At 68.2% G+C, this 22175-nt stretch carries 14 protein-coding genes and 1 riboswitch; of the genes, 7 read left to right on the forward strand and 7 right to left on the reverse strand.

Features of this window, described 5'->3' with window-relative positions; translation table 11 throughout:
• Positions 1-36: 36 nt before the first annotated feature.
• Complete coding sequence (locus ACCQ05_RS06470) at positions 37-945, reverse strand: M23 family metallopeptidase (protein WP_372393280.1); 909 nt, start codon at positions 943-945, stop codon at positions 37-39.
• 128 nt (positions 946-1073) lie between these two features.
• Positions 1074-1194, forward strand: a riboswitch (SAM riboswitch).
• A gap of 71 nt (positions 1195-1265) precedes the next feature.
• Here ACCQ05_RS06470 and metX point away from each other — a divergent pair.
• The 3 genes from metX to ACCQ05_RS06485 are packed head-to-tail and all read left to right on the forward strand — an operon-like array spanning position 1266 to position 4596.
• Positions 1266-2297, forward strand: a complete 1032-nt coding sequence (gene metX / locus ACCQ05_RS06475; protein WP_104539253.1) for a homoserine O-succinyltransferase MetX — start codon at positions 1266-1268, stop codon at positions 2295-2297.
• On the forward strand, positions 2294-3511 hold the full coding sequence (locus ACCQ05_RS06480) for an O-succinylhomoserine (thiol)-lyase (protein ID WP_372393281.1): 1218 nt from the start codon (positions 2294-2296) through the stop codon (positions 3509-3511). The genes metX and ACCQ05_RS06480 overlap by 4 nt, the downstream gene beginning before the upstream one ends.
• Complete coding sequence (locus ACCQ05_RS06485; protein WP_372393282.1) at positions 3508-4596, forward strand: homoserine dehydrogenase family protein; 1089 nt, start codon at positions 3508-3510, stop codon at positions 4594-4596. The genes ACCQ05_RS06480 and ACCQ05_RS06485 overlap by 4 nt, the downstream gene beginning before the upstream one ends.
• A gap of 98 nt (positions 4597-4694) precedes the next feature.
• Here the strand turns inward: ACCQ05_RS06485 and ACCQ05_RS06490 are convergent, their stop codons facing one another.
• Together ACCQ05_RS06490 and ACCQ05_RS06495 are read right to left on the reverse strand one after the other, a co-directional pair.
• On the reverse strand, positions 4695-5702 hold the full coding sequence (locus ACCQ05_RS06490; protein WP_372393283.1) for an alpha/beta fold hydrolase: 1008 nt from the start codon (positions 5700-5702) through the stop codon (positions 4695-4697).
• Between the two features lie 572 nt (positions 5703-6274).
• Positions 6275-7657: an L-serine ammonia-lyase gene (locus tag ACCQ05_RS06495; protein ID WP_228962975.1), complete on the reverse strand. Its 1383-nt coding sequence runs from the start codon at positions 7655-7657 to the stop codon at positions 6275-6277.
• A gap of 85 nt (positions 7658-7742) precedes the next feature.
• On the opposite strand from ACCQ05_RS06495, the gene ACCQ05_RS06500 reads away from it, so the two are divergent.
• Complete coding sequence (locus ACCQ05_RS06500; RefSeq protein WP_372393284.1) at positions 7743-7985, forward strand: glutaredoxin family protein; 243 nt, start codon at positions 7743-7745, stop codon at positions 7983-7985.
• Between the two features lie 338 nt (positions 7986-8323).
• Here the strand turns inward: ACCQ05_RS06500 and ACCQ05_RS06505 are convergent, their stop codons facing one another.
• The 4 genes from ACCQ05_RS06505 to ACCQ05_RS06520 form a co-directional block, all read right to left on the reverse strand.
• Positions 8324-8899, reverse strand: a complete 576-nt coding sequence (locus ACCQ05_RS06505) for an excalibur calcium-binding domain-containing protein (RefSeq protein WP_372393285.1) — start codon at positions 8897-8899, stop codon at positions 8324-8326.
• 133 nt (positions 8900-9032) lie between these two features.
• Positions 9033-9602 carry a YceI family protein gene (locus ACCQ05_RS06510; RefSeq protein WP_372393286.1) on the reverse strand — a complete coding sequence of 190 codons (570 nt, stop codon included), beginning with the start codon at positions 9600-9602 and terminating at the stop codon, positions 9033-9035.
• A 9-nt stretch (positions 9603-9611) separates the two neighbouring features.
• Entirely contained in the window at positions 9612-10175 is a 564-nt protein-coding gene (locus ACCQ05_RS06515) for a cytochrome b (protein WP_372393288.1), read from the reverse strand.
• Positions 10172-10834 carry a YceI family protein gene (locus ACCQ05_RS06520; protein WP_372393289.1) on the reverse strand — a complete coding sequence of 221 codons (663 nt, stop codon included), beginning with the start codon at positions 10832-10834 and terminating at the stop codon, positions 10172-10174. Before ACCQ05_RS06520 ends, ACCQ05_RS06515 begins: the two co-directional genes overlap by 4 nt.
• A gap of 96 nt (positions 10835-10930) precedes the next feature.
• Here ACCQ05_RS06520 and ACCQ05_RS06525 point away from each other — a divergent pair, with 96 nt between their 5' ends.
• The 3 genes from ACCQ05_RS06525 (at position 10931) to ACCQ05_RS06535 (ending at position 21894) form a co-directional block, all read left to right on the forward strand.
• The gene (locus tag ACCQ05_RS06525; protein WP_228962981.1) at positions 10931-14500 is read left to right on the forward strand and encodes a hybrid sensor histidine kinase/response regulator; all 3570 of its coding nucleotides are present in this window, start codon (positions 10931-10933) and stop codon (positions 14498-14500) included.
• 81 nt (positions 14501-14581) lie between these two features.
• A complete protein-coding gene (locus ACCQ05_RS06530) occupies positions 14582-18121 on the forward strand; it encodes a sensor histidine kinase (protein WP_372360357.1) in 3540 nt (1179 codons plus the stop codon).
• Positions 18122-18324: 203 nt separating this feature from the next.
• Positions 18325-21894 (forward strand): hybrid sensor histidine kinase/response regulator, encoded by a 3570-nt coding sequence (locus ACCQ05_RS06535; protein ID WP_372360358.1) that lies wholly within the window; start codon positions 18325-18327, stop codon positions 21892-21894.
• The last annotated feature ends 281 nt before the right edge of the window (positions 21895-22175 follow it).

Below are 22175 nucleotides of genomic sequence, written 5' to 3' on the forward strand. Positions count from 1 at the left end.
CTGCCGGCCAGACCTGCGAGACCTGGGCAGCGCCACTCAGGGAGCGGGCGAGGGAAACTGCAGCTCGCCCTGCGGCCCCAGCATGCGGAACGGTACCGAGACCAGTTGCAGGCCGGCGTTGCGCTGGACCGAGAAATGCAGGTGCGCAGCCGTGCTGTAGCCGGTATTGCCGGAGGCGCCGAGCCGCTCGCCGGTGTCGACCCGCTGGCCGAGCCGCACCGCCACGCCGCCGGGCGCCAGGTGGGCGTACAGCGCCATGCTGCCGTCGGCGTGCAATAGGCGCACCAGATTGCCGCCACCGGCAGCCGGGTCGTCGGCGCTGCCGTCGGTCACGTCCTGGCGCAACTCCATGACCACGCCTTCGCGTGCAGCCAGCACCGGCGTGCCCTGCGGCAGGGCGAAGTCCACCGCATACCAGTTGGGCAGGTCGGTATGGCTGAAGTGCCCGCCGTAGCCCTGATCCACCTGCACGGGTCGATCGCGGAACGGCAATTGGTAGCGCACGGGCTGCGGTTGGGCCTGCGGATCGCCGGGAATCACCTCCAGCCTGAGCCCCAGCCCTGCCAGGGTGCGTTGGCTGCTGGCCGGATAGAGCCGGGCGAGCAGGCGCCGCTCGTGCGCGGCCAGCAGCAGCGTCAGCGGCAATTGCGGCACGGCGCGGTAGTCCTCGCTGGGCGGCGCGCTCAGGCGAACCTGCGCAGGCCCGGCCAGCGGGTTGTCGACCCAGGCCAGGTAGGCCGGCGCCTGCCATTCCAGCCGCAGGGTCGGGCCGGTTCCGGTCGCGGCGGAGCGCGGGGACGTGGTGGAGGTTGCGGACGGCGCGGCTGGAGCGCCGGGCCAGTGCCAGCGTTGCTGCGCCCCGGCGGCAGCCGCACAGGCCAGTAGCACCGCCGTCATCGCTGCGCAGATCGCGGGAGTGGGGGGGCGTAACAGGCGGTGGCGCACGCGATCGAGCCGGGACGAAGGGGCGCAAGTATGCAGCCGGACGCTGTCGGTGGTGGTATCGGATGAAAATATATCTTTTCATCCGCATGAAGCGATTGACATCGCAAAAAAGCGGTGGCATCTTGGCCTCACCATCGAGACCGGCGGAGGGACAGGCCCTTTGATGCCGGGGCAGCCAGCGGAGCGCGCAAGCGCCCGCGTTTGGTGCCAAATCCTGCGGGGACCACCGCGTCCGCCGAAAGATGGTTCGATTCGTGCCTTGCGCACGTCGAACGCGAGCTCCCGCGAAGCTCGATGGCCGATCCACCCCGGATATCGCCATGAGCCTCGTGACCACAGCATCGCCAACCACGTCTGATGACCTTGTAACCCTCGCTGCCGAATCGGCTGGCCCCGCTGCGGTGCGCGGCGAACTCGTCGTATCGCTGCCGATGCGCCATGCCGGACTGCGCGAGTTGCGGTTGCGCTATGAACTGGTCGGCGCCGCCAACGCGCCGGTGGTGTTCGTGGCCGGCGGTATCTCTGCGCACCGGCATCTGGCCGCCAATGCCCTGTTTCCGGAAAAGGGCTGGGTGGATGGCCTGGTAGGCGCCGGCCGCGCGCTGGATCCGGCCACGCGCCGCCTGCTGGCGTTCGATTTCCTGGGTGCCGACGGCACCCTGGATGCGCCGATCGATACTGCCGACCAGGCCGATGCGATCGCGGCGTTGCTGGACGCGCTGGGCATCACCCGCCTGCACGGCTTCGTCGGCTATTCGTACGGCGCGCTGGTCGGGTTGCAATTGGCCGTTCGCCATGCCGGCCGCATCGGCACCTTGATCGCCGTCAGTGGCGCGCACCGCGCGCATCCGTATGCGGCGGCCTGGCGCGCGCTGCAGCGCCGCGCGGTGGCGCTGGGCCAGCTGCAGTGCGCCGAACACCATGGCCTGGCGCTGGCGCGCCAGTTCGCCATGCTCAGCTACCGCACGCCGGAAGAATTCAGCGAGCGCTTCGACGCGCCGCCGGAAGTGATCAACGGCCGCGTGCGTGTGGCGGCCGAAGACTATCTGGATGCCGCTGGTGCGCAGTACGTGGCGCGCACCCCGGTCACAGCCTACCTGCGCCTGTCCGAATCCATCGACCTGCACCGCATCGACCCGGCGCAGGTGCGCGTGTCCACCGTGGTGGTGGCGGTGGAGGGCGACCGCCTGGTGCCGCTGGCCGACATGGTCGGCCTGGTCGAAGGCCTGGGGCCGCGCGGCAGCCTGCGCGTGCTGCGCTCGCCCTATGGCCATGACGCCTTCCTGAAAGAAATCGATCGCATCGACGCGATCCTGACCACTGCCCTTCGCATTACCGGAGAAACCGTATGAGCTTTCGCGACCCTGTCGACGCCCCCTGTACTGCCGCCACTGCCGCCGTGCGCGCCGGTATCGACCGCGATACCGCCTACGGCGCGGTGACTCCGCCGATCGTGCTGTCGTCGAACTTTTCGTTCGACGGATTCGGCAACAAGCGCCAGTACGACTACACCCGCAGCGGCAATCCCACCCGCGACCTGCTCGGCGAAGCGCTGGCCGAACTGGAAGGCGGTGCGGGCGGGGTGATCACCTCCACCGGCATGGGCGCGATCAATCTGGTGCTCAACGCGGTGCTGCAGCCGGGCGACACCCTGGTGGTGCCGCACGATGCCTATGGCGGCAGCTGGCGGCTATTCAATGCGCTGGCCAAGAAGGGCCATTTCGCGCTGATCACCGCCGACCTCACCGACCCGCGCTCGCTGGCCGATGCATTGGCGCAATCGCCCAAGCTGGTGCTGATCGAAACCCCGTCCAACCCGCTGCTGCGCATCACCGACCTGCGCTTTGTCATCGAAGCGGCCAAGAAGGTGGGCGCGTTGACCGTGGTCGACAACACCTTCCTGTCGCCGGCGCTGCAGAAGCCGCTGGAATTCGGCGCCGATCTGGTGCTGCACTCCACCACCAAGTACATCAACGGCCACAGCGATGTGGTGGGCGGTGCGGTGGTGGCGCGCGATGCAGAGCTGCATCAGCAGCTGGTGTGGTGGGCCAACGCGCTGGGCCTGACCGGCTCGCCGTTCGATGCCTTCCTCACCCTGCGTGGCCTGCGCACGCTGGATGCGCGCCTGCGCGTGCACCAGGAAAATGCCGATGCCATCGCTGCGTTGCTGGACGGGCATGCGGCGGTCAACCAGGTGTATTTCCCGGGGCTGGCGTCGCACCCGGGCCACGCCCTGGCCGCGCGCCAGCAGAAGGGCTTCGGCGCGATGATGAGTTTCGAATTGAACGGTGGCGAAGCGGCGGTGCGTGCCTTCGTCGATGGCCTGCGTTACTTCACCCTGGCCGAGTCCTTGGGTGGCGTGGAAAGCCTGATCGCGCATCCGGCCTCGATGACGCATGCGGCGATGACCGCCGAGGCACGTGCGGCGGCCGGAATTTCCGATGGCCTGCTGCGCTTGTCGATCGGGATCGAATCCTCCCAGGACCTGCTCGCCGACCTGCAGGCCGGCCTGGCACGGGCCGAAGCGACCCTGGCCAACGCCACCCGCAAACAGGTCGACGCATGAGCAGCGTGCTGCCCGTATCGCCGCGCGCAGCGAAGCCGGCGGTGACACCCACGCCCCGGCTCGCGTTGCTGGGCACCGGAACGGTGGGCCGTGCCTTCGTCACCCGCTACACCGCCTTGCAGCAGCGCCAGCTGCAGCTGCCCCGGTTCGATTGGCTGGCCAATTCGCGCATCGCCCACGACTGCGGGGTGAGCGCCGAGCAGGCATTGCAGCAGGCCAATGCGGCCCCGCGTGGCCAGGCCGTGTTGCAGCCCTGGGCAGAGACCGTGGCCTTGCGGGCCGGCGATGTGCTGGTGGATGCGACCGCCAGCGACGTAGTGGCGCAGTGGCATGTGGAATGGCTGGGCCGTGGCGTGCACGTGGTCACCGCCAACAAGCTGGGGCAGGGCACCGCGCTGGCGCGCGCGCAGGCGCTGCACGCCGCCCGGCATGCCAGTGGCGCGCACTACGGCGACAGTGCCACCGTGGGCGCCGGGCTGCCGGTGCTGAGCAGCGTGCGCGCGCTGGTGGCCGGCGGCGACCATATCCATTCGATCAAAGGCGTGTTGTCCGGATCGTTGGCGTGGCTGTTCCATCGCTATGACGGAAGTGCCGCTTTTTCGGACTGCGTGCGCGAGGCGATGGCGGCGGGCTATACCGAGCCGGATCCACGCATCGATCTGTCCGGTGAGGACGTGCGACGCAAGCTACTGATCCTGGCGCGCGCGGCCGGCTGGCAGCTGGAAGCCGAGCAGGTGCATGTGGAATCGCTGGTACCGGCCAGCATCGCCAGAACCCCGCTGGCGCAACTGGAGGCACAGCTGGGAGCGCTGGATGCCCAACTGGATGCGCGCTGGCAGCAGGCACGCGCGGCAGGACGTTGCCTGCGCTTCGTGGGTCGCGTGGATGCGCACGGTGCGAGCGTGGGATTGCGCGAGCTGGCGCTGGATCATCCCCTGGCCGGCGGTGCCGGGACCGACAACCGGGTGGCGATCAGCAGCGACCGCTACCGGGGTCAGCCCTTGCTGATCCAGGGACCGGGTGCGGGCGCCGAGGTGACGGCCGCAGCCTTGCTGGATGACGTACTGCGGATCGTGGCTGGCTGACGGCGACGCGACGGAGCTGACTCCATCGCGTCGTCATGCGTCATGCGTCTTGCGTGTGCATGATCGATGTTGCGGGTGCCGGCGTCATGCCCGCAGGATCAATGCGCGATCGCCTTCAACAGCGCAGCGTTGAAGCGCGCCGGATCCTGCACCTGCGGCGAATGGCCCAGGTCGGCGAACTCGATCAGTGTCGCATTCGGAATCGCGGCCGCCGCGCGCTTGCCGAGCTTGGTGTAATCGCCCACGCGGGCCTTGACCTCGGGTGGCGCGGTGTCCTTGCCGATGGCGGTGCGGTCCTTGAGACCGATGAACAGCGTGGTCGGCACTGCGAGTTTGGGCAGCTCGTAGACCACCGGCTGGTTGAACACCATGTCGTAGGTCAGCGCCTGATTCCACGCCACCGCCTGCTTGCCCTGGCCCAGCGACATGCCGGCCTGCATGCGCGCCCAGCGTTCGAATTCGGGCTTCCATTGACCGGCGTAGTACACCTCCATCTGGTACTTCTTGATGCGTTCGAAGCTGCTCTTCAGCTCGTTGGCGTACCAGGCATCCACGCTGCGCCAGGGGATGCCTTCGGCCTTCCAGTCTTCCAGCCCGATCGGGTCCACCAGCGCCAGATGCTCGGTGGCCTGCGGGTACATCAGCGCATAGCGGATCGCCAGCATGCCGCCCATCGAATGACCGACCACCACCGCACGCTCGATGCCGAGTTGCTTCAACAGCGCATGGGTGTTGTCGGCCAGTTGCGCGAACGAGAACTGATAGGCGGCCGGCTTGCTGGATTTGCAGAAACCGATCTGGTCCGGCGCGACGACGCGGTAGCCGGCCTTGCGCAGCGCGGCGATGCTGTCCTCCCAGGTGGCGGCGCAGAAATTCTTGCCGTGCAGCAGCACCGCGGTGCGCCCGTTCGGCGTACCGGTGGGCGCGACATCCATGTACGCCATTTCCAGCGGCTGCTGCTGCGAGGTGAAGGCGTAGGTCTTGAGCGGGTGGGGGTAGTCGAAGCCTTCCAGGCGCGGGCCATAACTGGCTTGCTGCGCCATCAGCGGACTGCAGGCCAGGGCAAGGGCGAGGGTACAGGCGGGCTTTCGCATCGTGATCTCCATCCAAATCCGGTCGCTGAGGCTAGCGCGGTGGATGTGGTGGGGGTGTACAGCCGGGCGAGGTTTGGCGGGCGCTGCCAGTGCGTTGCTGGCGATGGCGTGGTGATCCGACTCCAGTGTGTGCGTCGATGCCTGTTGCCCTCATCCGCGCTTCGCGCACCTTCTCCCGCACGCGGGAGAAGGGCAGAGCGTTCTCTGCGCGTGATGCGTTCGCTCATTTGCGCTTGGCGCACCTTCTCCCGCACGCGGGAGAAGGGCAGAGCGTTCTGCGCGTCTGGTGGGTTCACTCATTTGCGTTTCGCGCGCCTTCTGTCGCATGCGGGACAAGGCAGGGCATTCTCTGCGCCTGGTGCGTTCATTCATCCGCACTTCGCGCACCTTCCCCGCTCGCGGAGACGGCCGTGCATCTGTTCGCGCTAGCTGCTTTCCTCGTTCGCACTCGGCGCGCCCTCCGCTGCTTGCGGCAAGAGGGCAGTGCGTCCACGTGCGTCTGGCGTCTCTCTTGCATCGAGAAGGGCGCGCATCTGTCGCCGCTGCGAGCGCCGGCCCAGCCAGCGCTCCCGCATACGATTGGCTCAGCACTCGATGACGTTCACCGCCAGGCCGCCACGGCTGGTTTCCTTGTACTTGTCCTGCATGTCGCGGCCGGTGTCGCGCATGGTCTTGATGACCTTGTCGAGCGAGACCTTGTGCTTGCCGTCGCCGCGCATGGCCATGCGGCTGGCGTTGATCGCCTTCACCGCGCCCATCGCGTTGCGTTCGATGCACGGAATCTGCACCAGCCCGCCGATCGGGTCGCAGGTCAGGCCGAGGTTGTGCTCCATGCCGATTTCGGCAGCGTTCTCGATCTGGCCCGGATTGCCGCCGAGCGCGGCAACCAGGCCGCCGGCGGCCATCGAGCAGGCCACGCCGACCTCGCCCTGGCAGCCCACTTCGGCGCCGGAGATCGAGGCGTTTTCCTTGTAGAGAATGCCGATCGCCGCGGCGGTGAGCAGGAAGTCGAAGATGCGTTGCTCCGATGCGCCGGCGCAGAAACGGTCGAAGTAATGCAGCACCGCCGGGATGATGCCGGCCGCGCCGTTGGTGGGGGCAGTGACCACGCGGCCGCCGGCGGCGTTTTCCTCGTTGACCGCCAGCGCGTAGAGGTTGACCCAGTCCAGCGTGGTCAGCGGATCGCGCATCGCGGCTTCGGGCTTGGACGAAAGCTCGCGGTACAGCGCCGGTGCGCGCCGCGAGACGTTCAGGCCACCGGGCAGGTTGCCTTCCTCGCGGATGCCGCGCGCCACGCAGGACTGCATCGCATTCCAGAGTTCGCGCAGGCCATGACGGATCTCGTCTTCGCTGCGCCAGCTCTTTTCGTTCTCGAACATCAGCGCAGCAATGCTCAAGCCGCTGCGCGCGCATTGCGCCAGCAGTTCGTCGCCGCTGAGGAACGGATACGGCAGCGGGGTTTCGTCGGCCACGATGCGGTCGTCTGCGGCATCGTCCTGGTTGACCACGAAGCCGCCGCCGACCGAGTAGTAGTCGCGCGTGGCGATCACAGCGTCTTGGGCATCGTAGGCGGTGAAACGCATGCCGTTGGTGTGGTACGGCAGCTTCTGCCGCTTGTTCATCGGCAGGTCGCGTTTTTCGTCGAAGCCAATCTCGTGCTCGCCCATCAGATTGATGCGCTTGCTGGCGCGGATGCGCTCCAGCGCGGCGGGGATGATGTCCGGGTCGATCAGGTTGGGGCGGTGGCCTTCCAGCCCCAGCAGCACCGCCTTGTCGGTCCCGTGGCCGCGGCCGGTGAGCGCCAGCGAGCCAAACACTTCGGCGCGGATGCGCACCACCTCGTGCAGGCGGCCCGCGTCGAGCAGCCAACGGTGCACGAAGCGCTCGGCGGCACGCATCGGCCCCACGGTGTGGGAGGAACTGGGACCGATACCGATCTTGAACAGGTCGAACGTGCTGACAGCCATGCGTGCCGGAGAGGTGAGCGTAAAGGCGGCTATTCTAGTCGTTCGGCGCTTGCGGCAAGGCTGCAGCGCAGCATGAGAACCCGGCATGGCCCTGACCCTGTACCAACGCGACGACTGCCACCTGTGCGACCAGGCCATCGAAGCGCTGGCGCAGGCGCGTGCGGGCGACTTCCGCAGCGTGTTCATCGACGGCGATGCCTCGCTTGAGTCCGCTTATGGCCAGCGTGTGCCGGTGCTGCGGGATGCGCACGGGCGCGAACTGGCGTGGCCGTTCGATGGCTCCCTGCTGCGTGCATGGCTGGAGCAAGGCCGCGACCAGCACGGGTAGTGGGGCGATAGCGTGCAGCCGGCACTGCTCGCCTGCGTTGGTGATGGGGTTGGAAGACCCCCGGCTCGCGCCTTGCCCAGCACCTACCTCGCGCGGGACCCGATACGTCTTGCTGCGCTGCGCCGCGCGGGTCCGCGATATCAGCAGGCGACGCGTGAGAGCAGCTAACAGCACGACTGCGCTCACCGCCAGGCGGGGCGCCGCCGGTGCCCGGAATCGGCACGAACCTCTCCTACGCCGCGGTTCGGAGCGCGCCATCTCACCACGGCTGACCACCGCGCGCCACGCTCTGCCGACCGCGCTACGTTGCCAGGCCCATGGCACCGGCTGAATTCAGTTCAACGGCACCACTGCTGCTCGCAGGGCACCCCGTCGCCGTCGCCATCCATCTGGGTATTGGGGCAGTGCTGCAACACATAGGTGGCATCGGCACAGGAGCGCATTTGCGAACACTGGGTACGGCCATCGCAGCTGGGTGGCGCCGGGGTGGCAGCAGGCGTGGCGACCCGGGGTGCCGGCGCTGGTCCGGCGATGGTGGTGGGCGCCATCGCCGCGCTCAGGCCGTCGCGTTGCAGGTAGGCGACTGCGGCGCCACCGGTCAGCAGCATCAGCATTACCACCTTGCCGACCCCGAGCCGGAACCCGCTGCTGGTCCCTGTGCGCGGTGCGTGGCGATGGCCGGAAGCTGCGTGCCTGCCGGTCTGGGCACCGGCGCGGGTGATGCGCACCGCGCGCAGGCGCCCGTCAGGGCCGGCGTCGGTCTCGAAGGAGATCAGCTCGCCGATGCGCGGCGGCGGCGTGCCGCGGCCGAAGGCGGAAACATGCACGAACACATCGTCGCCTGGCCGCGCCGGAGTGATGAAGCCAAAGCCTCGCTCGGCATTCCAGCGGGTCAACGTTCCATGTGTGCGCATCGTTCGCGTCCTTGAAGTCAGCCCCCAGTCTAGCTGTCTTGCGGTGTCATTCCGCACTGCTGGCATAAAAAAGCGGCGGACCCGACGAGGTAGTCCGCCGCTCAGTGGCCGCGTCCGATTGCGGCCTGTGGCGTTACTTCGCCTTCAACACGACCTTGGTGCTGATCGCGGTTTCGTTGGGGATGGTCTTGGTGTCGGCCCAGTCGCCGCCGCCCACGCCGAAGTCCAGCCGCTTCACTACCGCCTTGCCGGCCAGCACCGGCTGCGCGCCTGGCGTCCAGGTGAAGGTGAGCGTGACCGGCTTGCTGACCCCGCGCAGTTCCAGGGTGCCGTCGGCAGCGTACTGGTTGCCGCCCAGGGCGCGGAACTTGTCGGCGCGGTAGCGTGCGGTGGCGAACTTGGCGACATTGAAGAAGTCCGGGCCCTGCAGGGTCGAGTCGCGGTCGTTGTTGCCGCTGACCGCGCTGGCCAGCGGAATGCGCACATCGAGCTTGGCGCCAGCCAGGTTGGCCGGATCGAAACTCAGCGTGGTGTCGAAGCCGGGGAACTTGCCGGTGAACATTTCGCCGTCGTATTTGCTTGCGAACACCAGCGTCGAGCCGGGGGCCTGCACGTAATCGGCGGCCAGCACCGGCGCGGCTGCAAAGGTGGCCACCAGCGATGCGGCGACCAGCATGGGAGAGGCGAACAGCTTGGACGACATGGGAAATCCTTAGGGTCTGGAGGAAAGCCAACCGCGCGGCAACATCCGCGCAAGGGTGGCGTCACGCTGGAACAGGTGGTGGTAGAAGGCGGCGCCGGCATGTGCCAGCACCGTGGCGATCAGCAGCCAGAAGCCCCACTCGTGGATGAAGTGCGCGATGGCGCGCAGCTGTTCGTCCGGCGGGCTGAGCTTGGGCACATCGAACAGGCCGAACCAGCGGAACGGCCGCAGGCCGCTGGTGGAGTCGTACAGCCAGCCCGACAGCGGCATGGCGAAGATCATCGCGTACAGCAGCCAGTGGGTGAGCGCGGCGATGCGCTCCTGCCAGCGCGGCGTGCCGGACACCGGTGGCGGTGCGCCTGCATAGATCCGCCATCCCAGCCGCACGACGACCAACGCCAGCACGGTCAGCCCCACCGATTTGTGTGCGGTGTAGACCCAGAAATATTTCGGCGTCTTGGGCAGCTCGCCCATGGTCAGGCCGACGATGCCCAATACCAGGATCAGCAGCGCGATCAACCAGTGCAGGGCCTGGCTGACGCCACCCCAGCGGTCGGTATTCTTCAGGCTCATGTTCCCGATTCCTGGCTGGCGGCGGCGTCCGGCGTGGTGGGTGCGGCGTGCGGCGGTGCTGCCTCGTCGTCGGCGCGGCCTTCGCGCACCGCTTCGGCTTCGATGCGCACTTCCACCGTATCGCCGATCATCGATTTCCATGCGTCGATGCCGAACTCGGCCCGGCTCAGCGTGGCGGTGGCGGAGAACCCGGCGGTGCGGCGAAACGGTGGCAGCGGATGGCGCTTGAGCGCGTTGAGGGTCACCTCCAGGGTGACCGGGCGGGTGACGCCGCGCAGGGTGAGGTTGCCGGTGACCCTGGCGCGGTTCTCGCCGCTGGCCTCCACGCGCGTGGAGACGAAATGCGCGTCGGGAAAGCGCTCGGCGTCGAGTAGGTTGCGTGCCAGGGTGGCCTGGTTCCACTTGGCATCGCCCAGGTCCGCGCGCTGCAGCGGCACGCTGACATCGAGCCGGGCCGACGCCCAGTCGTCCGGGTCGAAGACCAGGCTGCCGGTACTGCCGGATACCGTGCCCAATGCCTTGGAAAAGCCGGCATGTTCGACCGCGAACAGCACCCGGGTGTGCACCGGATCCAGCGTATAGCGCACCGGCGCGGCGGTGGCGGCCAGGCTGGTGAAGGCCAGGGCGGGAAGCAGCAACAGGCGGGCAAGGGGCGTCATGGGCGGATTCTAGACACATCCCGGCGGCACGCGCTCGGCTTGCGCTCGCAACGATCCGTTGCGAGCATGCCGGCTGGACGTGGAAGGGATTCCCACATGCGTGTGCTGATCGTCGTCGTGGCCTTGTTGCTGGGTGTGCTGCCCTGTGCAGCCAGGATCCCGGAGGTGCCGCGTTTTCGGGTCCTGGGCCCCGGCGATGGTCTTCCGTCGACCATGGTGGTGGCGATCGGCCAGGACCATGCAGGCTACGTATGGCTTGCCACGATGGATGGCCTGGTGCGCTACGACGGCGCCGGGTTCAAGACCTGGCGCCACGATCCGGCCGATCCCGCATCCTTGCCGTGCAATGCGATCCAGGCGCTCTACATCGATGCGCTGGATCGGCTCTGGATCGGGTGCGGCAAGACGTTGAGCGTCATGGACGCCAGCCGCAGCCGTTTCCGGCATTACCGGGCGGCCGCCTATCCCTTGTTGAAGGACGGCCAGATCTTCAGCATTGCCGAATTCGATGGCGATATCTGGGTCGGGACCACGACCGGTGCGCTGGCACGTATCACTGCCGATGATGTCATGTCGTCGATCGACCTGGGCTCGGTCGAGGGCGAGCTCGATCAGGCCATGGTGATGAACCTGGCCGTCGATGCCAGCCATCGCTTGTGGATCGGGACCAGCAATGGACTGGCCTACTACGACGGAAAGCGGCTGCACCGCGAGTACATCCCGGGCGAGGAGAATCCGCAAGCGGCCATCTTCGGTCTGCAGTGGACTGGCGATCGCCTGTGGCTGGGCAGCGATTCGGGACTGCATGTGCGCGGCCCTGGCGAGCAGTGGCAGCCGTTGTCCTGGTCCGGCATGTTCGGCGTCGGCAACGAACTGTGGAGTGCGGTCGCTGCCCCGGACGGCGAGTTCTGGCTGGGCAGCGGGCGTGGCTTGTGGCGTACCCGTGGCACCCGGCCGCCGGTACCTGCCTTCAATGGCGAAGGGCCGCTGTCGCGGCGCAACGTCATCGGCTTGCTGAGAGCGGCCGACGGGGGATTGTGGGTCCCGATGCACGGGACCGGGCTTGGCTATCTGCCTGCGGACTGGAAGCGCACGGCGGTGATCAAGCCCGCTGCGCCGTCTGGCGATGCGATCTATTGCAACCTGGCGCCGGCGGCCCGCTCCGGCGGGCTGTGGCAGACGGATGCGGAGGGTCGTTTGCTGCGCGTGGACCTGGCCACCGGCGACACGTTCCGGACCGGTCTGCAGTCGCCGCATCTGAAGGGGATGGAGCTGGTGTCGGCGCTGGAGGATCGCCTGCAACGCGTATGGCTGGGCAACCTCAGTTTCAGCCTGTCGCGCATCGATCTGCGCACCGGCGAGCTCATTCACTGGCCATCCGATGGCCCCGAACCGGCCTCCTCGCTCTCGCCGCCGGAATGGATCGTCGAAGACGGCGATACCGTCTGGATGGCCTTCATCGATATGGTCCAGCAACGCGATCTGCGCAGCGGACGGGTGCTGCAGCGCATTACCTCGCAAGCGCTGCATGGACTGCGCGACATCGACGTGCGGCAGCTGGCGCAGGGCCCGGATGGGCGCGTCTGGGCTGCAGGCGAAGGTGGCATGTTTGCCTGGGACGCGGCGGCGCAGCGCTTCGTGCCGGTGGCGGGTCTGGAAGGCGCGCAGATCCAGGCATTTGCCAGTCAATCGCGGCAGGCGTTCTGGGCGTACCGTGCGACCGGCGCAGAGCACTGGAAACTGATCGACGGGCGCTGGAAGCGCGTGCAGCGCATCGGGGAGGGCGAGGGGCTGGCCGGGTTCGATGCGTCCGCGATGCAGATCGATCCACGCGGCCGGGTGTGGATCTCCAGCCTGCGCGGACTGTGGCGCATCGACGCGTCGGTGACCCCGGCGCGGGTGCGCACGATCGGTACGCGCGATGGCCTGACCAGCCAGGAGTTCATCCAGCATTGCCTGCTGATGGCCGGCGACACCCTGATCGGCGCGACCAGCGATGGTGCGACGGTTCTGCTGGACACCGCCATGCCCGACAGCGTACCGGTGGTGCCGGCGCTGCAACTGGAACGCGTCAGCGTGCTCCGCAACGGCAGCCGTATCGCATTGCCGATGGATCGCCCGTTCCAGCTGGGGCCGGGAGACCGGCAATTGCAGGTCGTCAGCCGGTTGCTGTCGTACACCGATCCGGTGTCCAACCGGTACCGCAGCTTCCTCAAAGGCTTCGACACGGAATGGCAGACCTCCGGCAATACCGGGGTCCGGGAATTCGCCAGTCTGCCGCCTGGCAACTATGAGCTCGCATTGCAGGGCGTAGACCCGCTGGGCAATCGTTCGCAGCTGCGTCGCCTGCAGTTCTCGGTCCGCCCTCCGTGGTGGCGCAGCGATGTCGGCATCGCGCTGATCTGCCTGTCCGGATTGCTGCTGGCCGCGCTGGTCGCCGCCGCCTATCGCCGCCGTGTTCGCATGCGCGCGCAGTGGCAGCTGGCCCAGCACAAACGCGAACTGGCCGAGCAGGCGTCGTTGGCCAAGACGCGCTTTCTGGCGACGCTGGGACACGAGGTCCGCACACCGATGACCGGCGTGCTGGGCATGAGCGAACTGTTGTTGCAGACGCGGTTGGACGAACGGCAGCAGGGCTATGCCGGGGCGATCCAATCGGCCGGCAAGCACTTGCTGCGGCTGGTCAACGATGCGCTGGATCTGGCCCGGATCGAAGCCGGCAAGCTGCCACTGGACTATCGCGATTTCGATCTGCGCCAGTTGATCCGGCAGGTGGTGGAGCTGGTGCGTCCCAGTGCCGAACAGAAGCAGCTGGAGTTCGCCTGCGAGCTGGACGATGCGCTGCCGCCGGCGCTGCATGGCGATGCCAGCCGGGTACAGCAGATCCTGCTCAATCTGCTGTTCAACGCGGTCAAGTTCACCGAGCGGGGCAGCGTGCAGCTGCGTGTGTCCGGCGTGCCGCATCGCCCCGGGCAAGGCATCCGGGTGGAGGTGCGCGATACCGGCCCGGGCATGAGCGCCGAGCAGCGTGGGCGGCTGTTCCAGCGCTTCGAGCAGGCCGAAGGGGCGCTCACCCATGCGCGGCATGGCGGCAGTGGACTGGGACTGGCCATCTGCCGCGAACTGGCCGCGGCGATGGGCGGGGCGGTGAGCGTCAGCAGCGAGTTGGGGCAGGGCGCGTGTTTCGTGGTGGAGCTGCCGTTGCCGTGGGTGACCACGCTGCCTGTAGGGGCGCAGGACGCGGCACGTGCGGTGCTGCCGCTGCAGCAGGCGTCCCTGCAGCTGTTGCTGATCGAGGACGACCCGACGGTGGCGCAGGTGATCGTGGGCCTGCTGCAGGCGCGCGGGCACGCGGTGACGCATGTGATGCACGGTCTGGCGGCCCTGGCGGAGGTGAGCATGCGCAGCTTCGATGCGGGCTTGTGCGATCTGGACCTGCCCGGTATCGACGGGGCCGCGCTGGTGGCGCAGATGCGCGCGCGTGGGGTGCGCTTCCCGATCGTGGCGGTGACCGCGCGGGCCGACGCCGATGCCGAGCCGCAGGCGATGGCGGCCGGCTGCAACGGCTTCCTGCGCAAGCCGGTCACTGGGGACTTGTTGGCCACCGCGCTGGCGCGGGCGCTCGCCGAGGCGGCGGATGCGTCGGACGGTGGCGCTGCCGGGTAGTCACCGCGCATACCGAAGCAGGTACAGTGCAGTCCGGCCGGGGAGTGCGCGATCGCGCAGGTGGCCGGGACAGGGATGACAATGAACATTCGAGTGCTGTGCGCGCTTGCGTCCGTGCTGCTGTCGATCGGCATGGACGCGATGGCGGTGAACCAGATCGAGACGCCACGGATGCGTCGCTTCGGCCCGGCCGAGGGGCTGCCTTCGCGCATGGTGCTGGCCTTGGCCCAGGACCGGCAGGGCTATGTCTGGGCGGCCACCAGCGACGGGCTGGCGCGCTACGACGGCATCGGCCTGCAGGTGTGGCAGCACGACCCGCAGACCGCGCGCTCGATACCCGGCAACGAAGTGGAAACCCTGCTGGTCGACGATCGCGACCGGGTCTGGCTGGGCGTCAACGGCTCGCCGCTGAGCATGCTCGACGCCGAGCGCACCGGCTTTACGACCTTTCCCGCCGTGGCCAACGCCTGCGCCGGGCAGGTCTGGGCATTGGCGCAGGCACAGGGCGCGATCTGGATCGGAAGCAGTGGCGGTGGCCTGTGCCGCCGCGAGGAGGATGGCCGGGTCACGGTCTTCCGTGCCACTCCCGATGCGCCGGACGGGCTTCCCAGCGACACCATCTTGAGCATGCTGGTCGATGCGCGTGGCCGGTTATGGATCGGTACCGCAAGCGGCCTGGTGATGCGCGATGGCGAACGGTTCGTGCGTATTGCGCCAGACCGCCTGAGCACGACGGTGGTGAAGTTGAGCAAGGATGACGACGGCACGCTGTGGGTGGGCAGCGCCAAGGGCTTGTACCGGGTGACAGCGGACGGCGTGCTCGAGCCCGCGCCCTGGGCGGGGGCGTCCAGCGTGCGTGCCGGCACCGTGGTGCACGATGTGCACGGCGGCTATTGGGTGGGGGCGGCCGACGGGTTTTTCCGCGTTGCGCCTGGCGAGCGCGCGCTGCGCGTCATGGAGGGCGACCGTGGCAGCGGCTTTCTGACTGCGCACAGCGGGGTGCTCGATGTCATGCAGGACCGCCAGGGCGGGCTCTGGCTGGGACTGATTTCGCAGGGCGTGGCCTACCTGCCGCCGGACTGGCGGCGCTTTTCCACCATCTTCGAGACCCAGGGCAAGCAGCTGGAAGGCCTGTATCTGGTGAACGCGGCCGCCGACGGCGACAGCTTCCTGGTGACCACCGGCGAAGGGGTGTATCGGGTCGGCGACCAGGGCGAGGTGCTGCCCGTGTTGCATAGCGATGTGCTCGGTGGCGGAACCGTGCAGTCGGTGCTGCCGGCCGGCGATGGTGCGCTGTGGGTCGCGCTGCGCGACGGCGTCACCCTGTATCACCCCAGGACCGGGCGAAAACGCAGGCTCGCGATGGGATTCGAAACCTCCGACACCCATCGGGTGGAACTGATGGCGCCCGGCGTCGATGGCGAGTTCTGGCTGTCGATCGTGGAAGGCGGGGTGCAGCGGCGCGCGGCAGACGGCCGCCTGCTGGCCACCTTCCGCTTCGGCAGCGACCTCAGCGAGGTGGGCGGCATGGTGCAACAGCTGCTCATCCGTCCGGACGGTTCGGCGTGGGTGGCCGCTGGCGATGGCTTGTGGGTCTGGCAGGGCGAGCGCTTCCGCCGGGTGATCGATGGCGACGCGTCCGAAGTCTATGCGCTGGCGTTCGTGTCGCCGCGCGAATTCTGGGTCGGGCGCTCCGGGGCATTGGAACGCTACCGCTGGGACGGGCAGCAGGCGCAGCGGCTGGAACGCGTGGGGCGCGAGCATGGCCTGCCGTCGACCGAAATCCGTGGCCTGGCGCTGGGCGGCACGGACACCGTGTGGGCGACCACCTCGCGTGGCCTGTTCGCCTACAAACGGGGTCAGCCGCAGGTGCGCCTGTTCGGCCAGCGCGACGGTCTGCCCGACAGCGAGTTTTCGATGCGCCCTCCGGTCACCGGCCCCAGTGGACAGGTGCTGGCGCTGACCACCAGCGGCATCGTGCTGTTCGATCCAGCGCGGCCGTTTTCCCCGGCGCCGGTGGCACGGTTGGTGATCGAATCGGTGCAGGTCCGCCGCAATGACGCGGAGCGGCCGCAGCCGATTGCGCACAAGCAGCCGATCGTGCTGCAGGCGCGCGACCGCGACTTGCGCATCAGTGCGCGATTGCTGTCCTTCGTCGATCCTGCGGCAACCCATTACCGCTACCGGGTGGAGGGCTACGATGAGCGCTGGGTGGAACAGGGCGCCACCGGCGAACGGGTCATTTCGCGGCTGCCGCAGGGCGATTACCGCATCGAAGTGCAGGCGCGCGCCGGCGATGGCGAGTGGATCGCCGCTCCTGCGTTGCAGCTGGAGGTGCGGCCGCCGTGGTGGTCGAGTGCGCCCACCCAGCTGGCAGCGGTGCTGCTGTGCGTGTTGCTGTGCTGCCTTGGCGTGTGGGGATGGCGTCGGCGGGTGCGGCGCCAGCAGGAATGGGTGCTGGCACGGCAGCGTCAACAGCTGGCCGAGCAGGCTTCGGTTGCCAAGTCGCACTTCCTGGCCACCCTCGGCCATGAGGTGCGTACGCCGATGACCGGTGTATTGGGCATGAGCGAACTGTTGCTGGCCACGCCGCTGGACGCCAGGCAGCGCAGCCACGTCGATGCGATCCGCAAGGCCGGAGCGCATCTGCTGCGCCTGGTCAACGATGCGCTGGATCTGGCGCGCATCGAGGCCGGCAAGCTGGAGCTGGTGCAGCAGCCGTTCGATCCATCGCAGCTGACCCAGGAATTGGCCGATTTCATGCACCCCATCGTCGAGGCGCGCGGGCTGCTGTTCCGCTACCGCAACCAGCTGCCCGCCGGGCTGATGGTGGTGGGCGATGCCACGCGGGTGCGCCAGATCCTGATCAACCTGCTGGGTAACGCGATCAAGTTCGCCGAGCGTGGCGAGGTGGGGCTGGCGGTTGCGAAGCGTGGCGAGTTCCTGCGTTTCAAGGTGCGCGATTCCGGTCCCGGGATCGGGCCCGAGCAGCAGAAGCGACTGTTTCAGCGCTTCGAACAGGGCGAGGGCGCGCGCACCAGTTCGCGCTACGGCGGCAGCGGGCTGGGGCTGGCGATCTGCCAGGAACTGACGGTGGCGATGAAGGGCCGGATCCGCGTACGTAGCCGGCTGGGGGTGGGCACCCAGTTCACCGTGGACCTGCCGCTGCCGATCGACCGTTCGACCCCGCGCGCCGCTGCCGGCCAGGCGCGCACCCTGGCTGGCGAGCCGCTGCGCATCCTGCTGGTGGAAGACGACCCGACCGTGGCCGAAGTGATCAGCGGGCTGTTGAGCGGGTGCGGCCATCGCGTGGTGCACGCCACGCATGGCCTGGCGGCGCTGTCCGAGGCGGTCGATGGCGGTTTCGATGTGGCACTGCTGGATCTGGATCTGCCGGGGCTGGACGGTTTTGCGCTGGCATCGCAGTTGCGCCGGCTCGGTCATGGCTTCCCGTTGCTGGCGGTCACCGCACGCGCCGATCGCGACGCCGAGACGCAGGCGCACAGCGCCGGGTTCGACGGTTTTCTGCGCAAGCCGGTAACCGCCGACATGCTGCTGGAGGCGATTGCCGCCGCACGCATGGCGCGCGCACGCGCGCAGTCGATTCCCTTGCCGGGCTGATGCTGCCTGCAACGCACCGTGCCCGCGTAGCTGGCGAGCAGCCGATGGCCGGCCGCAGCCGTTGCACGCAACGCAGGACAGTGCCGGCGATGCACCAGCTCACTGCGTGTTGCCAGCATGCAGCGCGGTCCGCACTATGCGTCGAAAGGGAACAAGGGTGCATGTTGCAACCAATCCGTCTCTGCTGCCGCGTGCCGGCGATCATGTCGCTGCTCAGGTGCATGCTGTGGGTGTGCCTGACGGCCGCGGTCGCCTGGCCGATGTCGGCCTGTGCCGGTGTGCCGGTGCTGCCGCAGCCGCGGCAACTGACCGTGGCCGACGGATTGCCGTCCAACGTGGTGTACGGCTTCGACGAAGATGCCAATGGCTATCTGTGGCTGGCCAGCAGCGATGGGCTGGCGCGCTACGACGGCCGCAACTTCCGCATCTGGCGCATCGAGGACGGGTTGCGCGACAACCAGGCCTGGGCGGTCCATGTCGACAAGCGCAATCGGGTCTGGGTGGGTACCGGCATGGCGGGGCTGGCGATGCTGGACACCTCGCGGCATCGCTTCACCTTCTACGACAGCACGCGGTATCCCGCGCTGCGCGGTGCGGCGATTTGGAACATCGAGTCCACCGAAGACGGCAGCATCTGGTTCGGCACCGAAAGCAGCGGACTGTATCGGCTGCGGCCGGACGGCACGCTGGAGCATTTCGTGCATCGCGCCGACGACCCGCGTAGCCTGCCCGACAACGCGATCTACCGGCTGGAGGTCGATCGCCACGACACGCTGTGGGTGGGGACCGCCGACGGCGCTGCGCACTGGAACGGCAAGGACTTCGAGCGACAGGCGTTTCCTTCGCCAACGTCGCAGATCATCACCCGGCTCACCGCCGATCCCGATGGCAGCGTGTGGATCGGCACCAGCGACGATCATCTGTTCCGTCGCGATGCCGAGGGCAACGTGCGCCCGCATCACTGGAAGGTGTCGGCCGAATTCCCGGTGCTGGGCGTGCTGCTGCGCGACCACGATGGCAGCTATTGGCTGGATACGCTGGACGGGCTGGGCCACGCCATCGGCGATGAGGTGAGCAACGTGCCGCTGTACAGCCTGTCTGCGCATGGCCGCATCCGCCCCAACTGGGAGTCGGCCTACCAGGATCGCGAAGGCGGAGTGTGGTTCGCCAGTCCCAATGGCGGGCTCTGGCATTTGCCGTCGAACTGGCGCCGCTTCGCGGTGGTCTTCAATTCCAAGGAAGACGGCCAGCATGGCGGCAACCTGGCCATCCAGGCCACTGCCGAATCGCGCGATGGACGCTTCTGGCTGGTGGGCACCGCCGGCGCGCTCGAGCGGGTCGATCCGGCCGTCGGCAAGCTGGAGCGGGTATTGCCGAGCCTGGGGGTGAGCAGCTGGTCCTACAGCGTGCTCGAAGATCGCAAGGGCCGGGTCTGGGTGGGGCATTTCGGCGAGCTGGTGCGCTACGACCCGGCCAATGGCGCGCTGCGCCGCTGGAAGATGGCCGACGAGCAAGCGCGGGCCGACGGCCAGGATGAAACACAGGATGCCGCGATGGAGGCGCTGCAGCAGACAGCCGACGGACACATCTGGGTGCGCACCACCACCGGGCTGCAGGAACGCGACGAAGAGGGCAGGCTGCTGCGCAGGGTGTTCCGCGGCAGCCATGGGCTGGAGCGCGACATGGTCGTGCACGATCTGCAGAACGGCCCGGATGGCGCGCTGTGGTTGGCAGGAAGCCGTGGCCTGCAACGCTGGAATGCCACCAGCGAAAGATTCGAGGCGATCGCCGGGGCGCCGCGGGAGCAGATCTTCACCTTCCGCTTCAGCGACAGTGGCGTGGCCTGGTTCGCCGGGTTGGGCAAGCTGCATCGGTACCTGTGGAAGAACGGCCGCCTGCAGCATCTGGACACGGTGGGCACCGAGCAGCAATTTCCGGCGTTGGCGCCGCAAGGGCTGGTGATCGATGGCGATGGCGTGGCCTGGCTGTCGAGCATGCGCGGCCTGATCCGCGTGGATCCGGCCACGCGCGGGGTGCGGGTCTTCGGCGTGCATGACGGCTTGCCCAATCCGCAGTTCGTGGCACGCTCGCTGGTGCAATCGTCCAAGGGCATGATCGTCGGCGCCACGCCCGACGGCCTGGTGGTCTTCGATCCCGCCGAACTCAAGCCCAACGATCATCGTGTGCCGTTGGTGATCGAGCGGGTGGGGCTACGGCGTGGCGAGCGTGGGCTGGACGTCAGTCATGTGCAGCCGCTGGTGGTGCGCGATGGCGATCGCGATCTGCATATCGTCGCGCGTCTGCTGAGCTTTGCCGACTCCGAGTCCAATAGCTACCGCTTCCGCCTCAGCGGCTACGACCCGGACTGGATCGATGTCGGCCCCAGCGGCGAGCGGCTGTTCTCGCGCCTGCCTGCCGGCCATTACGTGCTCGAGGTGCAGGGGCGCACGGCCGACGGTATCTGGTCGGCCAGCCAGAGCCTGCGCTTCCAGGTCCTGCCGCCGTGGTGGTTGTCGCCATGGGGCCTGGCGGCCTTGGGCTTGCTGGTGCTGTGCATCGTCACCGGGGCAGTGTTGCTGTACCGCCGTCGCCTGCGCCGCTTGAGCGCCTGGCAGCTGGCGGTGCACAAGCAGGAGCTGGCCGAGCAGGCCTCGCTGGCCAAGACGCGTTTCCTGGCCACGCTCGGCCATGAAGTACGCACACCGATGACCGGCGTGCTGGGCATGAGCGAGTTGTTGCTCAAGACCGCGCTGGACACCAGGCAACGCAGCTACACCGAATCGATCCGCCGTGCCGGCGCGCACCTGCTGCGGCTGGTCAACGACGCGCTGGACCTGGCGCGGATCGAATCCGGACGCCTGGAACTGGACCTGCAGCCGTTCTCGGTGCGCCAGCTGGTGGCCGAAGTGGAAAGCCTGATGGCGCCGCTGGCACAGGAACGCGGCCTGCGTTTCAGCCTGGAAGTGGGCTTGTTGGGCGATATCACCGCCAGCGGCGATCCCACCCGCATCCGGCAGATCCTGCTCAACCTGCTCAGCAATGCGATCAAGTTCACCGAACGCGGCGTGGTGGGGCTCAAGCTGACCACGCTGGGCTCGTATCAGGGCCTGCGCTTCGAGGTGGCCGATACCGGCCCGGGCATCAATGCCGACCAGAAGGCGCGGCTGTTCCAGCGCTTCGAACAGGGCGACGGGGCCAAGACCACCTCGCGCTACGGCGGCAGCGGCTTGGGCCTGGCGATCTGCCAGGAACTGGCCCTGGCGATGGGCGGGCATATCGAAGTGATCAGCCGGCTCGGTGCGGGTACGCGCTTCATCGTGGACCTGCCGCTGCGCTGGGTGAACTCCAGCGCCCCGCTCGCTGAGGCGGCGCAGACGGCGACGGCGCTGGCGCCGCAGCGCATCCTGCTGGTGGAAGACGACCCCACCATTGCCGAGGTCATCGTGGGCCTGTTGCGATCGCAGGGCCATTCGGTGGTGCACGCACCGCACGGGCTGGCGGCGTTGACCGAGGCGGCCGACAACAGCTTCGACGTCGCCTTGCTGGACCTGGATCTTCCCGGGCTGGACGGCTTCGCACTGGCACGGCAATTGCGCGTGTTCGGCTACGAGATGCCGCTGATCGCAGTGACCGCGCGCTCGGACGAAGCCGCCGAACCGGCCGCGCAGCAAGCCGGTTTCGACAGTTTCCTGCGCAAGCCGCTGACCGGGGACATGCTCGCCGACATCATTGCCGAGGCATTGCGCAAGGCAGAGCCGCGCGATGGCATGTAGCTGAAAGCGTAGCGACCGGCGTTGGTTGTGCCCGTGATGGCGCCGCCCCCTGCCTTGGGCAACGGTCGGCTGTAGGGCGCTGCAGTGTGCGGCGGCTAGCGCCCGGCGCCGCGCGGTGTCAGGCCGGGTGCAGCGCAGTGCATGGCGGGCGGGTGTGGCCGGCTGGTGGCGCCTGGCCGTCCGGCAGCGTCATACCCGAGGTGAGCGGTCGGATCGTGCAGACACGCCGGGTCGGCGGTGGCACGCCCGGGCTTGCCCGCACCGCGCGTGGCCCGCACTAT

The organism is Xanthomonas sp. NCPPB 3582 (assembly GCF_041475735.2).
Taxonomy (GTDB): Bacteria; Pseudomonadota; Gammaproteobacteria; order Xanthomonadales; family Xanthomonadaceae; genus Xanthomonas; species Xanthomonas codiaei.

Coding starts and splice junctions, on each gene's coding strand:
- metX (WP_104539253.1), top strand. CDS start 1,266: ATGAGCCTCGTGACCACAGCATCGCCAACCACGTCTGATGACCTTGTA.
- ACCQ05_RS06480 (WP_372393281.1), top strand. CDS start 2,294: ATGAGCTTTCGCGACCCTGTCGACGCCCCCTGTACTGCCGCCACTGCC.
- ACCQ05_RS06485 (WP_372393282.1), top strand. CDS start 3,508: ATGAGCAGCGTGCTGCCCGTATCGCCGCGCGCAGCGAAGCCGGCGGTG.
- ACCQ05_RS06490 (WP_372393283.1), bottom strand. CDS start 5,702: ATGGAGATCACGATGCGAAAGCCCGCCTGTACCCTCGCCCTTGCCCTG.
- ACCQ05_RS06495 (WP_228962975.1), bottom strand. CDS start 7,657: ATGGCTGTCAGCACGTTCGACCTGTTCAAGATCGGTATCGGTCCCAGT.
- ACCQ05_RS06500 (WP_372393284.1), top strand. CDS start 7,743: ATGGCCCTGACCCTGTACCAACGCGACGACTGCCACCTGTGCGACCAG.
- ACCQ05_RS06505 (WP_372393285.1), bottom strand. CDS start 8,899: ATGCGCACACATGGAACGTTGACCCGCTGGAATGCCGAGCGAGGCTTT.
- ACCQ05_RS06510 (WP_372393286.1), bottom strand. CDS start 9,602: ATGTCGTCCAAGCTGTTCGCCTCTCCCATGCTGGTCGCCGCATCGCTG.
- ACCQ05_RS06515 (WP_372393288.1), bottom strand. CDS start 10,175: ATGAGCCTGAAGAATACCGACCGCTGGGGTGGCGTCAGCCAGGCCCTG.
- ACCQ05_RS06520 (WP_372393289.1), bottom strand. CDS start 10,834: ATGACGCCCCTTGCCCGCCTGTTGCTGCTTCCCGCCCTGGCCTTCACC.
- ACCQ05_RS06525 (WP_228962981.1), top strand. CDS start 10,931: ATGCGTGTGCTGATCGTCGTCGTGGCCTTGTTGCTGGGTGTGCTGCCC.
- ACCQ05_RS06530 (WP_372360357.1), top strand. CDS start 14,582: ATGAACATTCGAGTGCTGTGCGCGCTTGCGTCCGTGCTGCTGTCGATC.
- ACCQ05_RS06535 (WP_372360358.1), top strand. CDS start 18,325: ATGTCGCTGCTCAGGTGCATGCTGTGGGTGTGCCTGACGGCCGCGGTC.